Annotated in this window: 13 protein-coding genes; 1 reads left to right on the top strand and 12 read right to left on the bottom strand. The window is 34.0% G+C overall.

What is annotated here, in order from left to right; translation table 11 throughout:
• Positions 1–5 precede the first annotated feature (5 nt).
• On the top strand, positions 6–1,667 hold the full coding sequence (locus tag K6119_RS01250) for an ArnT family glycosyltransferase (RefSeq protein WP_221834360.1): 1,662 nt from the start codon (positions 6–8) through the stop codon (positions 1,665–1,667).
• Here K6119_RS01250 and K6119_RS01245 read toward each other — a convergent pair.
• The 12 genes from K6119_RS01245 to K6119_RS01190 form a co-directional block, all read right to left on the bottom strand.
• Complete coding sequence (locus K6119_RS01245) at positions 1,659–2,045, bottom strand: GtrA family protein (protein ID WP_221834362.1); 387 nt, start codon at positions 2,043–2,045, stop codon at positions 1,659–1,661. The genes K6119_RS01250 and K6119_RS01245 overlap by 9 nt on opposite strands.
• 43 nt (positions 2,046–2,088) lie before the next feature.
• The gene (locus tag K6119_RS01240) at positions 2,089–2,835 is read right to left on the bottom strand and encodes a UDP-2,3-diacylglucosamine diphosphatase (RefSeq protein ID WP_221834365.1); all 747 of its coding nucleotides are present in this window, start codon (positions 2,833–2,835) and stop codon (positions 2,089–2,091) included.
• On the bottom strand, positions 2,836–3,972 hold the full coding sequence (locus tag K6119_RS01235) for a TlpA family protein disulfide reductase (protein ID WP_221834367.1): 1,137 nt from the start codon (positions 3,970–3,972) through the stop codon (positions 2,836–2,838).
• 12 nt (positions 3,973–3,984) lie between these two features.
• Entirely contained in the window at positions 3,985–5,172 is a 1,188-nt protein-coding gene (locus K6119_RS01230) for a TlpA disulfide reductase family protein (RefSeq protein WP_237828073.1), read from the bottom strand.
• Positions 5,169–6,629 (bottom strand): Asp-tRNA(Asn)/Glu-tRNA(Gln) amidotransferase subunit GatB, encoded by a 1,461-nt coding sequence (gatB, locus tag K6119_RS01225; protein WP_237828072.1) that lies wholly within the window; start codon positions 6,627–6,629, stop codon positions 5,169–5,171. The genes K6119_RS01230 and gatB overlap by 4 nt, the downstream gene beginning before the upstream one ends.
• Position 6,630: 1 nt before the next feature.
• Entirely contained in the window at positions 6,631–7,443 is an 813-nt protein-coding gene (locus K6119_RS01220; RefSeq protein ID WP_221834369.1) for a purine-nucleoside phosphorylase, read from the bottom strand.
• Positions 7,415–8,464, bottom strand: coding sequence for a tetraacyldisaccharide 4'-kinase (gene lpxK / locus K6119_RS01215; RefSeq protein ID WP_221834371.1), 1,050 nt, complete (start codon positions 8,462–8,464; stop codon positions 7,415–7,417). Before lpxK ends, K6119_RS01220 begins: the two co-directional genes overlap by 29 nt.
• Before the next feature lie 48 nt (positions 8,465–8,512).
• Complete coding sequence (locus K6119_RS01210; protein ID WP_221834373.1) at positions 8,513–12,151, bottom strand: CHAT domain-containing tetratricopeptide repeat protein; 3,639 nt, start codon at positions 12,149–12,151, stop codon at positions 8,513–8,515.
• A 63-nt stretch (positions 12,152–12,214) separates the two neighbouring features.
• Positions 12,215–12,682, bottom strand: coding sequence for a hypothetical protein (locus tag K6119_RS01205; protein ID WP_221834375.1), 468 nt, complete (start codon positions 12,680–12,682; stop codon positions 12,215–12,217).
• Between the two features lie 36 nt (positions 12,683–12,718).
• Positions 12,719–13,399 (bottom strand): hypothetical protein, encoded by a 681-nt coding sequence (locus K6119_RS01200; protein ID WP_221834377.1) that lies wholly within the window; start codon positions 13,397–13,399, stop codon positions 12,719–12,721.
• Positions 13,400–13,675: 276 nt separating this feature from the next.
• Positions 13,676–14,470: an N-formylglutamate amidohydrolase gene (locus K6119_RS01195; RefSeq protein ID WP_221834379.1), complete on the bottom strand. Its 795-nt coding sequence runs from the start codon at positions 14,468–14,470 to the stop codon at positions 13,676–13,678.
• Entirely contained in the window at positions 14,471–15,334 is an 864-nt protein-coding gene (locus K6119_RS01190) for a substrate-binding domain-containing protein (RefSeq protein ID WP_221834382.1), read from the bottom strand.
• Positions 15,335–15,465 lie beyond the last annotated feature (131 nt).

Raw genomic sequence — 15,465 nt, 5'->3', positions numbered from 1 at the left:
CGACCATGAATAGCTTTTTCACCGTTCAAAACAAATGGTTCATGGTGTCTTTAATCACCTTGCTACTGCTAGTTTACCTAGGATTTAACGGTATAATTGAATTAAGAAATGAAGAACCCAGAAGAGCTATTGTAGCCATAGAAATGTTGGAATCAGGCGACTATTTAATTCCGCATATTTATGGTGAAACATATTACAACAAACCTCCACTATTTAACTGGCTTTTGGCTGGTTCATTTAAGATTTTTGGAACAGGAGAATGGGCGGTAAGATTTCCGGGAGTGATTTCTTTACTTTTAATTGGATTTTTGTTTTGGAAGATCACAGTAAATCAAATAAATGAAAAGTACAGACATCTATTGCCTTTTGCTATTCTTACTATAGCTGACCTCCTTTATTTTGGTTCAGTAAATGCCGGAGAAATCGACTTATTCTATTCCCTAATTGTTTGTTTACAAGCATACAGTATTTTTTACTTTCATCAAAAAAATCAACTGTATTGGTTATTTGTTGTTTCTTACATTTTTTGTGCAATTGGTTTACTCACCAAAGGAATACCTTCATTGGCATTTCAAGCACTGACCCTATTGGTGTTTTTTATTGCTAACAAGGAATTTAAGAAGTTATTCAGCATCCAACATCTTATTGGAATTTTAAGCTTGGTCATTATTGTTGGAAGCTATATGTATTACTACTCTTTGCATGAAGATTTACCCGCATTTTTATCTCAGCAGTTTAAGGAAGCTTCTCAAAGAACCGGAAACGAAAGTTCAATTGGTAAATTACTGCTCCATTTAGTTCAATTCCCTGTTTTTATTTTTGAAAAGATGTTCCCCTGGTCATTACTTGGAATATTATTCATCAATAAAAATGTACGTGTATCTGTTTGGAATAATAAACTATTGAGATTTGCTATTTTGTTCGTTGCTGCAAACATAGTATTGTATTGGCTTTCACCTGACATTAGGGTGAGATATGTATACATGTTTTTTCCATTTATAATTCTAATAATTCTAGGAGGATTAGCTGAAATGGATGCCAATAGTAAGTTGGTTAAATGGCCACAGTACATTTTTAATGCAGGAATTGGGTTAAGCGGGTTGGGGATGATTGCAATTCCGTTTATTTTAGATATTTCTACTGTTTCTGTAATTGTTTTAGCTATACTGTTTGGATTAATATTGATTTTCCTCTGGTATTTATCCTTAAAGCAGTTTACGCATGTTTCATTTTATTGGATTTTGGTGATAGGAATGTTAGTGGGCAGATTGGGATACAATGTGATTATTTTACCACAAATGTCTCAACTTAATCCCGAATTAAAATATGCTGACACAATGTATGAAATGACAGAACTAATTGGAGATCAACCAATCTATTACACCGGCGAAAAGCAAGTGGTTGAGCCCAATATCAAATTATTTGGAAAAACTTTATACGACGACAAGTTCTACATTCCGATTGACATGCCCTTTCAAATCCCTTATTACTATGCGCATCAAACAGGCAGAGTAATGAAATATCAAAAAGAACCAATAGATCCTAATGCATATTATTTAATGTACGAAAGGGATTTATGGATGTATCCAATTGAAAAAGAAATTGTTTACAGTTTTGAATGTAATACTAACCATTTAGAAATGGTACTTTTTAAAATATCAGGATAAGCCTTTGCCTTTTATTCCTTTTCTTTCAAACACCCATCTTTTAGTAAAGAAATTAAAGAAGAATTTAATTCCAACAACAATCAACTTAGCCAGGATTAAATAAGTAGCAAAAAAATCAAAGGTCACCAGGAATTTAACAATCAATCCTCCCAGTAATATTGCAACAAGCGATAAACTAATGGATAATGCAAAAGCAATTACTTGATTCCTTTTAAGCTCAAAAACATACTTTTTTTGGATGAAAAAGTTAATGCACATTCCAACAAATCCGGCTATTAATTCTGATTCAAAAACAGGAAGAAATTGGGTTAATACAAATGTAAAAAGGATGATATCAACCAATGTTGCAATCACAGAAGCAAGCATAAACTTGGACATGGATACAAACAAGGATTTATATTGAATCAACTTTTTCAAAAGACTAAGAATCAAACTTCTCAAGACTTAACTTTTCACCATCAAAAATGGCATAAGTAAAGTGATTTATCCAGTCTCCCAGATTAATGTACTTTGATTTTTCGTTCAAATCAATTTCCATTGGATAATGACGGTGACCAAAGACAAAGTAATCAAAGTGTTCATTTTCAAGTACAGATTTAGAGAACTGGGTAAGCATTTCTTTATCTCCATAGAACTTATCATCTTTTTGACCGGTAGCTGCCCTACTCTTTCTTGAGGAAAAATTAGCTAAACCAATTCCAAAGTTTGGATGTAATCTGGCAAAGCACCATTGACAAAACTTGTTTCGAAATACTTTCTTTATGAATTTGTACCCTCTATCTCCAGGACCAAGACCATCTCCATGACCTATAAAAAACTTCTTGTCACCAAATGTTGTTTGATACTCTTTACGGTGCATGGTAACGCCTAACTCTTCAGGGATATAATCAAAAATCCACATATCATGATTCCCTATAAACCAATGAATTTTTATCCCCGCATCTGTTAATTCCGCTATTTTACCTTGAAGACGTACAAACCCTTTAGGGATAGATCTTTTATACTCGAACCAAAAGTCAAAAACATCTCCTAGCAGAAAAATTTCTGAGGCTTCAGGAGCAATTGTATCTAACCATTTGACAATCTTTTTTTCTCGTACAAGGCTACTTTCCTTGTCCGGAGCTCCTAGATGAAAGTCTGATGCGAAAAAGATCTTTTTTGTTGACATTTAATGCCCAAAGATAGCTTTTAAATGAGTTTGTAGGGCTTCTCCCCTAATATTGGTCCCGATTATTTTTCCTTCCTTATCAATCAAAACTGTGAAAGGAATACTCTTTACTAAATAATCAATACCTGCAGCGCACTGCCAACCTTTAAGGTCACTTACATGATTTGGCCAAACTAAACCGTCTTGCTCAATGGCAGCCTTCCATTTTTCAGCACTGTTATCCATACTTACTGAAAAAACTGTAAAACCGTCATCTTTGTACTTTTTGTACATCTTAACAACATTTGGATTTTCTCCTCTACAAGGACGACACCATGATGCCCAGAAGTCAATTAAAACTACCTTTCCTTTTAAGTCTGATAATCTCATTGTATCACCCTCAGTATTTGGCAAAGCAATTTCTTTAGCTAAATTTCCCGGTTCTAAAAATTTTCTGGCTTCAAGTTCTTTCTTTCTAGCTTCCGTTTGGTTGATAATATTTTGAACCGTTGGGGATGATCCATAAGATTTTCCTAACAAATCAACAACCGTTGTATAGAGTGTCCATTCTTTTTCCTGATCAATAGCATTAAGCGTTACAACAACCGCCCCTGAATTACTATAAGTATTGATGAACTTGTTTCTCTTGGCATAAAATCCTTCTGCAATAGGTTGAAAATAAGCATTCACTTCATCAGCCTTTAGAGGATCAACCCTTACTACATATGACAATGAATCCTGAAATCTTTTGAACTTGGCGTGTTCTGAAACAAACTGGTTCATGGCTTCAGATTCTTCTGAATAAATGAAATTTGAAATGTCCAATACATTTCTAACATCACCATAAATTTTTAGCGTGTCATTACCGTGTAGAATCATGTGCAATATCTGCCCATTTTCAAATTTTAAAAAGTAATAATCCGCAAACGGAATCTGATAGCTCAATTTGAATTGACCAGTAGAATCTGCTTTAACCGAATAAAAAGGCTGTCTTACGCCTCCCATATTCTGATTTCCCAGGTAAATTGTTTGATTTGCAGCTCCTACAAATTGTCCTGTAATATAAACTCCACCTACAGGATCAGTATTTATGGTTTCCTGAGCAGAAGTTGAAATTGTACATCCAATAAAAAGTAATAGCGCTATCTGTTTTAACATAATATGATTTTATCACAGGAGTTCCTGCAATCTTTGTTCCAAATCTTTTCCTCTTAAATCTTGTCCTACAATTCTTCCTTCACGATCAATTAAAAAGGTTGCAGGGATAGATCGAACGTCATAGATACTAGCTGCATCAGAGTACCAACCTTTCAGATCAGAGACGTGATTTGGCCATGAAAGGTTGTCCTTTGCAATGGCATCTATCCATCTCTGCTTGTCTTCATCTAATGAAACTGAGTATACAGTAAACCCTTGATCTTTATACTTTTCATAAGTTCTAACCACATTAGGATTTTCCATTCTACACGGCATACACCATGACGCCCAGAAATCTAACAATACAATTTTCCCTCTTAAATCTGACAACTTAATGGTTTTACCATCAGGATTTTGAAAAGCTAAATCAGGTGCTAAATCTCCACCACCTTTCATTTTCTCCAATTGTGCCAAAGTAGCTTGAATACTTTCATCTATATAAGATGGATAAACAGAATAAGGATATTTTTCTGCCATGGCATCTCTTACTTTTTCAAAGTATCCTAAATCTGTTGAATCAAAATTTGATAATCCTGAAGGTGGATACATTTCTTGAAGCATAGTCCAAGCTACCGGAGAATAAGGCTTTTCGTTGATATATTCAATGGCATATATTTTACAAGTACGTTGTAAAGAATCCATTTTATTAGCTAACAAATCTTTTTCGTTTTTATCAATAGCAACCTGTTGTTGCTGACGATATCCCATTATCTCTCCATAAATTGGACGGATAAACTCTACGTAAGTCTGAAAATCGGCAGAATAAATATCACCTTTAATTGAATAATTATCTCCAACGCCCGGGAAAGTAGCTGAAATCTCAATTTTTTCAGTTGTTTCATCCGGAAATAAGTAGATAATATTGTTGTATTGCGGTGCAGTTGCTGTATTCATGGTACCAACTTGCACAGCATATTGCATCATTTTATTTGACGGAATCCAAATTTCAAATTTCCCATCTTCAACAATTGTAGAATCCAATGCCAGTTGTCCTTCTTCTTCAAAAGACCATAGTGTTACTTTTTGACCTCCTCCACCGTTCAAGTTTCCTTCTATCTTGATACCTTCTCTATCTTCATCTCCATCTGCTCCTTCTTCTCCTCCGCAACTTTGCACTAGCAAAGGCAACAATAACAACCAACTGTGTTTTAAAATTTTCATTCGTCTACTAATTCATTTATCAATTTACTGGCCGATTTTGGATCTGCCTTTCCCTGACTTTTTTTCATTAATTGTCCCATCAAGAATCCCATCAGCTTCTTTTCTCCTGCTTTAAATCTTTCATATTCAGAAGGATTTTCTTGAAAAACTGCTCTAATCATGTCTTTGATACTGTCTTCGTTTGAATCTTGAATCCAGTCATTTTTAGAAGCAATATCTTCTGCTGTTCCTTCTTCTGTTAACATGGCAGGGAACAACTTTTGAGACGCCAAGTTATTTGAAACCTTACCAGAATCTATTAATTTGATTAAATCTGCGATTCTTTCTGCTGAAATTGGGAATTCTTTGATTGAAATAGCCTTTTCATTCAAATATGATTTCACATCTCCCATCAGCCAATTGGCTGCAGCTTTGTAATTATTCGTATGCTCAATAATATCTTCAAAATAAAGCGCAATCTCCTTTAAATCAGTCAAAATTTGAGCGTCATAATCAGATAATCCCAACTCTTTAGTATACTTCTTGAACAAAGCATTAGGCAAAGGAGGCATTTCTGCTGCTATCGAATCAACATGCTCTTGCGTAACCTTAATTGGTTGCAAATCCGGTTCAGGAAAATACCTGTAATCCATTGCAGCTTCCTTGGTACGCATTGCTGTAGTTTCACCAGACAAAGCATTGAAATTTCTAGTTTCTTGATAAACCTTTTCTCCAGCTTCAACAGCCGCAATTTGACGGGAAATTTCAAACTCAATTGCACGTTGTACATTTCTAATTGAGTTCATATTTTTCACCTCTACTTTGGTTCCAAATTCAGTTGCATCTTTCAACATCACCGAAACATTGGCATCACAACGCAAAGATCCTTCCTCCATATTTCCATCACAAATATCTAGGTATCTCACTAATTTTCTTACTTCAGTCAAGTAATTATAAGCTTCTTGTGATGATTCAATATCAGGTTCAGAAACTATCTCAATAAGTGGAACTCCTGCTCTATTTAAATCAATCAAAGTATTGAACGGATCAATATCATGGATACTTTTCCCTGCATCCTCTTCCATGTGAATACGGGTTAATCCAATCAATTTTTCATTACCTGATTCATCTTTTATTAGAACGCTTCCACCTGTACAAATTGGCGTTGTATCCTGCGTAATTTGATATCCTTTAGGTAGATCCGGATAAAAATAATTTTTACGCGCAAAATGTTGCTCTTCTGCAATATCGCAACCACATGCAATCCCCATTTTGATAGCGTAATCAATGGTCTTTTTATTCATCTTAGGCAAAGTACCCGGATGACCTAAAGTAATAACGCTAACATTGGTATTTGGAGCAGATCCGTACTCGTTAATATCATCTGAATAAGCCTTTGATTTAGTGAGCATTTGCGCATGCACTTCTAAACCGATAACAGCTTTGTATTTATCTCTAATTTCTTTGCTCAGTTCCATACTAAATTTTACTGATCAGTTCTTTCATTATTGCCGTCATGAACGGCTCTTTTTCATTTGCTACTGCAATTACATCTTCAACAGTAACCTTTTTAATTTTCCCTTCTACTCCTAAATCTGTAATAATTGAAATTGCAAAACATGGAATCCCCATATGTCTGGCAACAATAACTTCAGGAATTGTAGACATTCCAACAGCATCCGCACCTATTACTCTGATGTATTTATATTCAGCCGGTGTCTCCAAAGTTGGTCCGGTTAAACCTGCATAAACTCCAGTTGAAACCTTGATATTTTTTTCTTTGGCAATACTTAAAGCCAAATCAATCATCTTTTGGTTATAGGCCTCACTCATATCCGGAAAACGATCTCCTAATTCATCCAAATTTGGTCCTATTAAGGGATTTGAAGGAAATAGGTTGATGTGATCTTTGATGATCATTATTTCACCGATTGTATAATCAGGGTTAACACCTCCTGAAGCATTTGAAAGGAACAACTTTTTAATTCCCATCATTTTCATTACTCGGATAGGGAAAGTAACTTCTTGCATTGAGTAACCTTCATAATAATGAAAACGACCTTGCATGGCTATTACTTTTTTACCACCTAATTCTCCAAACAACAATCTACCTGAATGTGATTCAACTGTAGATACTGGGAAATTTGGAATATCCGAGTAATTCAAGGTATACTTCACCTCTATTTCTTCTCCTAATCTTCCAAGTCCTGTACCTAAAACAATACCTATTTCAGGCTGAAATGGACACTCAGATTGGATATACTCAACTGTCTGGATTATTTTCTTTAACATATTTCAAGATCAATTCATCAAATTGCTGATGATTATCAATTTCTATTTCTATTTGCTGATAACACCATGGATACTTTTCAATGACTTTTTCAAAAGCCTTATCCAATAAGCGCATAGCATCCTTTTCTGTTGTAACTATCAAAGGACTTTCAGCTGCAAATTTATCAAATATATTATGAATCTCTTCAAGCTCGGACTCCTTAAATGTATGATGATCGGGAAAGTTAAAATGATGTAGTACTTCAGCATTTGATTCAAGGTAAGATTTTAAGGGAGCTGCATTGGCAATTCCAGTAACCAGTATCACTTTTGAACCAGACAAATTAATCTTTTCTCCGTTGAATTTACATACATCACCATATTTGATATGAGAAAAAAACAGTTGCTGATGTGTTGTAGGTTTAATCTTTGATTTTATCTTATTTTTCTCACCATCAGATAATGAAGGACATTTTGTAACAATGATAATATCAGCCCTTTTCTTACCTAATCTACTTTCTCTCAAATTTCCAACCGGCAAAATAAAATCCTTGTAAAATGGATGGTTGTAATCTGTTAATAAGATGTTGATTCCCGCATAAATACTACGGTGTTGATAAGCATCATCCAAAAGAAGTACATTGATATCAGGATGAATTCTAAAAAGATCCATGGCTCCTAACACTCTATTAGCCTCAACAGAAACTACAATATCATCTTTAAACTTCTTGTAATACTGGAAGGGTTCATCACCAATTCTATTAGCTGAAGCTTTTGCATCAGCAATAATAAACCCTCTTTCTTTCCTTCCAAACCCCCTACTCAAAGTAGCAGTTTTAAAATCTTCCTTTAATAATCTTATCAAGTATTCAACGTGAGGAGTTTTTCCGGTACCACCCATACTTAAGTTACCCACATTGATAACGGGAATAGAAAATTTGCTTGATTTCATAATCTTTCGATTATAAAATAGATTTCTCACAGCCGTTATGAGCCAGTAAATGATGGAAAAAGGGAAAAATATGAATCTCAAAATTCTCACGGAAGCAAAAGTACACTTATACGTGAGAAATATCGTTTTTATTGCCGTTTATCTGATCAATACAAATGCTGCCCAGAAGTATGGATCGTATTTCTTTCTCATTTCTCTTTGAGCAAATTCAAAAGCCTCATCAACTGTTACATGAATATCACTGAACAATTTATCGTAAAAAGTCATCATAAACTCTTTAGTTTCCTTATCCGGTACTTGCCATAAAGAGATGATTAAATACTTTACTCCAGCAATTTTAAAAGTTCGTTTTAATCCATAAACACCTTCATCACCAACTATTTCTCCCAATCCGGTTTCGCAGGCTGAAAGTACGGCCAATTTGGTGTTGGTAAGATTCATTTGTGATACTTCCATAGCGGTTAACACACCATCATCTTGTTTGATAGACTCTACTCCACTCCACAAATCATGAACACCTGCAAACACCAATCCTGAACGCATCAGAGGATTTTTATTTTTTGTAAAACTAGTTACACCAACTACATTACTACTTCCTCTAAACTCCACAACATCTCCCTCATCATCATCTGTTTCTTCTGATTCAAATACTTCCCATATTTTTTGCGGATCAGGAAAAAAGAATCCATGTGTTGCTACATGAACAATATCACTACTTTCAGCTACCTCCTTAAAATGAGTTTCTGTGGCATTATCAGCCGAAGTAAAATCAACGTTTTTGTTTTTCTTTTCTAAGGATGCATTGATAGATTCTACTTCTTCTTTGGATCCCGGTAAATAATCCCATACAACCTTATCACTCTCCTTAGAATCATAATTGATTCCACCCATCAAGGCTATATTATTCATATCATAGGATTCAATTCCTTGATAATTCATGATATCACCGGTAGAATTCAATGAAATCAATTCATAAGCGTCAATTAAATATTTGTTTTTGTCGGTAGCAATAGCATACAAAGAGACACGGTGCAAAAGTCCTGCAGCAGAAACAAATACTTTATCTGTAGAATCTAAAGTAGACTCAAGTGGTTTCCAAATCAAATCATACAATGGCGTTTTTTTCTCTTCAGAATAGTTGTAAATGTTTTTGATATAATCGTAATTGTTTGATCCATAAATATTAATGATATCAGTTAACTGTTTCTCTTCAAACAAGGAGATGAGTTGAGGATATTCAAAATCCTTTTTAAGGATCAAAGCCATATATTTAATTTCTTTGGTGTCTTCCTTTTTATATGTAACAAACTCAATGGCTGCCTCATTTTCTTTCAACTTTTCTTTCACCTCTTGCCAACTGGTTTCTTTTAATTGTGAATGACCTAATTCATCAGACATTTGAAAGAGTTTCTTTTCATATGCATTGGCTTCGTTAATCAAGGCATCCAAATCCGCAGATCTTTGTTCAACGGGGAGTGCAGACAATTCGGCAATGCGTTTTTTCTCACTTACCCATTTATCATATAGATTAATCAACTCTTGATTACCACTATTCAACACAATGTTTCTCATAGCTCTAGATGATCTCAAAAGCATCCCTTTTAATGATAGACTTAAATCATAAGCCATTGCTTGTATAGAAGGATCCTTTTTGGAAGCATATTCACTGAATTCAAAGAATCCATGAAAATATTTTACATATCTATCATAGAATCCCGACTTTTCTTTTTCCGATAGAAATGGTAAAAAGTTGTTTAAGTGATTTTGTAAAGTACCAATCGAACTCTTGAACAAAGTAATCGCCTCTTCAGTTTTATCTTTACCCAATTGTCGAGCTAATTGATATTCCGCTATAGCCGTATTTGGATGTTTTTTACCGTAAATTTCTTTATGAATTCCTAATGATTTTCTAAGTGTTTGAACCGCTCTTTCAGATTTCCCCATTTTCACTTCCAACATTCCTAAATTCATCAAATATTGGGCGTAATCGGGATGTTTTTCACCAAAATGTTTATTGATGATATTCATTGCTGCTTTTTGGTATTGTTCAGCATTTGAATAATCATTCAATGATGCGTAAGTAGCACTTAAATTGTTTAATGTTGCCGCAAAATCAGGATGATCCTCCCCGATAAGTTCTTTCTCAATTTCTCTTGCCTTTTCTAAATAGCTTTTTGCCTCATCATATTGCTCTACTTCCATAAAAAGCAAACCTATATTATTCAAAACTGACGAGTATTGTACACTATTTTCACCTGTAGTAATTTGATAACCTTCAAGGGCTTGAACAAACATGTCAACTGACTTGTCATAATTCCCTACCTCAAAATAGAACGCCCCTAAATTATTGGTTGCATTGGCATATTCCACACTTTTGTTCCCATGGTATTTTGCTGAAAGATTCAAACATTCATTAAGTAACAACTCACACTTTGAATATTCTCCCCAATCCATGTATAACATTCCCAAATTATTAAGAGAACTGATATAAATACTGCTTTTAGTGCGATCATTTTCAGTTATCTCTAAAACTCCTAAATAGATTTGTTCTGCTTGATCAAACTCCCCTAAATCACTATATAAAACTGCTAGATTTGCCATAATTGTGATGCGTAAATTAAAATCATCATATCTAACCAAATCCAGGGCTTGCTTATACGTTTCTATTGCTTGATTGTGTTTTGACAAAGCTTGTAAAACCACACCTTTTTCGTTGAGCATTTTTGCTTTTAGTAAAAGATTGTCTGAAGCAACTAAACTTGTAGCTTTATCTATATTAACCAAAGCTTTCTCATTATTCCCACTTGCATTGTAGGCTCTACCCAAAAAATAATATGCGTTGACTTTATTATCTCGTTTTAATTGATCCTTTATCGGATTAAGTTTTTCTATAGAAGCTTTGTAGTATCCTAAATGAAAATTGGCTACTCCAATGTGATAATTGTTTAAAGCTGCGATATTCGATCGTTCTTCTGCAGTTAAATTGAGCTGTGCAGTGAGTTTTTCAATTTCTTCAATTAAAGGTAAAACCAAATAACTTTCACCTTTTTCATTGTAAATTTCAGTAAGTAATTGAAGGCACTTTAACCTTGTTTTCACTTCAGAAATTTGATATTTCTCCAGAATTTCTAATGATTTAAGCGCCCAAATCTCAGCAGAATAGGTGTTTTGAGTAATTCTAAATGTTAAATCAGCCAATTCAAAATAAGTAGCTCCGGTAGTGGTTTCTTGATTACCTAACACCTTCTCTTCCAGAGGAGCATAAACAATGAGTAATTCTAATAAGGTTGCACGGTCATTTTGCTGACGATAAACATCTAAAATATCAGACAATAAATAAACGTAAAACTCATTCTCAACACCAATGGTTTTTTCATAGATTTCACCTGCATCTAATAATTCAGTCTTAGATTTTTCTATTTGATTATTTTTCAGGTAACATCTACCAAGCAAATGTTGTAAATACGCTAAATCGAAGCTTTCAGGCTGATAAACGGACAACATCTTTTTAGAAGACTCAAATGGTGAAATAGCTTCTTTATATCTATCCAAATCATAAAGATTGGAAGCTTTAAGCAATAATGCTTTTTGTAATTCAATTGAAGGGTCTCCGAACTGACTTTTGGCCTGTTGGATTAAATTTGAAGTAAGACCAAGAGATTGCTCATATTTTTCAGCGTTATACAAGCTATCCGCTTTTGCATAATTAGAATTCCAATCTTGAGCAAACGTCAAGGCTGGAATAAAAAACAAAATGAATACACAAAGCTTGTTCATACTACAAATTTAGGCATAAAAAAAGCGTCCCCCTGAAGAGACGCTTTTAAATAAACTAAAGTTTTATTTCTTTAATTTTTTCAATTTAGTAACAACAGATGTACTGCTTCCTGACTCACCATTTGCAGGAACTGTGTACAATTCTAATTTCTCTAACTCTTCGTCTGCAACAGTAGAAATTTTAGTGTATTTCCCGTAGAATCCAGTTACCTCAGCAGTGATACTTGCTCCTGAAATAATCACTTTGTATACAGGATCAACAATGATATCAGCTCCACTTGATTGTAAAGCGTTCCATTTAGCCAATGTTTTAGCGTCATTTACACTGTTTTGTCCTGAACCAGTAATTGTAGCTGAACCTGTAATTTTCTTGTTTACATCAACTTGTACCTCAGCTAATAAAGGTTTGATAATGATTTCAGAATCCTGAGCATCAATAGTTCTTGGAGTGGTTTTAGTTTGAGTTAATACTTTACATGATGACAAAACCAACATCATCATTGCACTTAGTATGATTATATTCTTTTTCATTTTTATATTCTTTAATATTTTGATCAATTTTTTTATTTAGATAAAAGCCAATGCAATAAGAGGCGTAATTAAAAGAAGAAGCAAGATTACACCTAAAGCTCCTTTTCCTTTTTTCTGAGGTTGTTCAACAATAATATCATCTGAACTTTTCTCGAAACTTTTAGTGACTTTGTTGGCACTTGCAATTCTAACTTGCTCGTCATAGTAGTTTCTCAACTCATACTCTGACATCATATCCTCTTCAGCAATTCCTTGCTCAGCAGCAAACGTGCGATAAAAAGCTGCGAATTGAGAATATGAAACATTCAAGATTCCGGTACCCGTTAATAGGCTTACTCGAATGTAATTCAACAAATCTTGTTCAGTTGCCGTTTCAATTTTGTCAAACTTTGCGAAATAACCACTTACATTACAAGAAATGGTTCGACCGCTAATGTCAAAATCAAAAATCGGATCAACTATGGCATGGGCGCCACTTTTTTCAATAGCATCCCATTTTGCTAAATTCTTAGCATCTTCCATGCTGCCATTCTTAACTACAGAAGTCCCCTTTATCTTCTTGGTTAAATCAACTTTGAATTCCCCAATTAAAGTTTTTTGTCGAACAGATGATTCAGAACGATCAATTGTTCGATCCGTGGCTCGTTTCGTGCTACCACAGGAAACTACTAGTAAGCTTAAGAACAAAGCAGGAAGTAATAACAACTTGTGCTTCATAATAATTAGTAGATTTTAGTTTTTCGAGGGCAAAACTAGCTATTAAATGATTGAAAAATAAATTGATAATCACAGGGTTTTTCCCCTTTTTTAAATCAGGGTTTTAGTTTTAAAATTTTCAAACTGAATCAGCTTTTTGTAAATCAACTATTTAAACAGTTTAGAAATTTTAGATCAGTAATTACACCTAGATTTACAATTGTGAAAACCTTAACAAATAAATAATCTAAATAACGGATTGTAGCGTGATTTTGTTAGAATATAACATTTTGATTATTAAAGCAAATCTATCAAATCTTGGAAGTTCTTTTTTAGCAGTTCACGCATTTGATTTGCTTTTGATAATTCAAAATTCCTTTCTGAATCATCCATGTAAAGATTCTTATTTCGCTCCAGCTGTAAGGCGTTTACATTTTTTGATGGATTTCCAAAATATCTAGTAATATGTCCTCCCTTAAAAGGATCATTGTGATTGACTTGATACTTTGAAGATAAATTCTCCAGTGTTTTATCTATTAATTTTTGATCAGCAGAAGTTTGATCATTATCACCCAAAATCATTTGAGGAAATGGATCTTTTCTGATGGTAGGTACTTTTTCTCTAATAGAGTGCGCATCCCAAAGCAATACTTTTCCAAATTGTTGAATTCTTTCGTCAAGTAATTCTTGAATTTGTTGGTAATATGGCCAATAATATAAATTCAGCCTTCTTTCTATCTCTGTTTGATCAGGCTCATTTCCCTCCTTATAAATCGGATTTCCTAAAAAATCAGTGGTTGTAGTAAGCCCAGTAATTATGCGACCATCATTATATAAAGGTGCACTTTCAGGATCCCTATTTAAATCAATTACCCATCTGCTGTACTTGGCATAAACAGTGGTAATCCCCATTTCAGCTACAAAGTCATATAAATCTTGTAGATACCAATCTGTGTCATCAATACTATTTACTTGATCAGTTAGGTATTGATCTACTATTTCATCCGGAAAAGAAGTTCCGCAATGAGGTATACTCAAAATTACTGGTACAAGTGGTGCCTTTGCTTCTCTAATGAAATAAGGATGATTCATTTAGTTTCTCTTCCAAATTAATTCAGGAACCTCTTGGTCCTTATCTATAATTTCTGCTGTTTTTAAATGATAGATTACGTTCTCTAACATCTTATCAGAAACCCAACCATGAATGGCCCATTCTGTACTATTATACCAACGCTCTGCATCTGCTTGTTGTAAACCATATCTACTAGAAACTATGGCAGGAGCATCAATGTTTAACATAAATCTGTCACATTGATCATGAATTACACGAAGCATTCGGATAATTTGATCAGGATACTTTTGCAAAATCTCATCCCTTGCGGCAATAACAAAGCAAGGCCAAGGAGTTCTGTACTCTCCAATTCGTTTTAATTTACCTTGATCAACATATGGTTTAGTTGTATATTTTTCCCAATAAAAAACATCTGTTTCATTACTATCTAAAGAAGGTAAAGCACCATTGATATCTTTAATTACGTGAAATTGCTCTTTTTGAAGATGATGCCCTTTACTTTCGGCATCAACTATAGCCATTAAATGTGATCCGGAACCAAATCTGCTTATTGCGTATTGCTTATCAAAAATATCTCTATAATCCTCCAGTTTATTTTTAACACCCGTGTGAATTCCCCAAGTCAATGGAGTTAAAACATACTCAGAAATAATTTTAGCAGAATTACCTTTTATAATATCCGCCACAATTCCTTCAGTTAACAATATACAAACATCAATTTCTCCTTCTCTCAAAGCTTTCGTCATTTGACCTGTACCTCCGCCAAAATCTGTCCACTCCAGATCAATTCCTCTTTTTGAAAAAGCTCCCTGCTCATTTGCAAGGTGAATTGGAAGATTATAGTGTTCAGGGACACCACCAATTCTAATTTTAACATTGTCCATATGACGAAGTTAATTAATAGTTAAAAAAGTAATGCCTTTGCTTTCCATAAGTTTTGTCAATTTATCATCTTAAATCCGCTTAAACCTTTATTAATTCTCAATTTGTTGTGAATAATATTTGAACTTTTGGT

This window comes from Paracrocinitomix mangrovi (genome assembly GCF_019740355.2).
GTDB classification, from domain to species: Bacteria; Bacteroidota; Bacteroidia; order Flavobacteriales_D; family Crocinitomicaceae; genus Paracrocinitomix; species Paracrocinitomix mangrovi.
The sequence above is the reverse complement of the archived record's forward strand: the minus strand, read 5'-3'. Positions and strand labels throughout refer to the sequence as shown.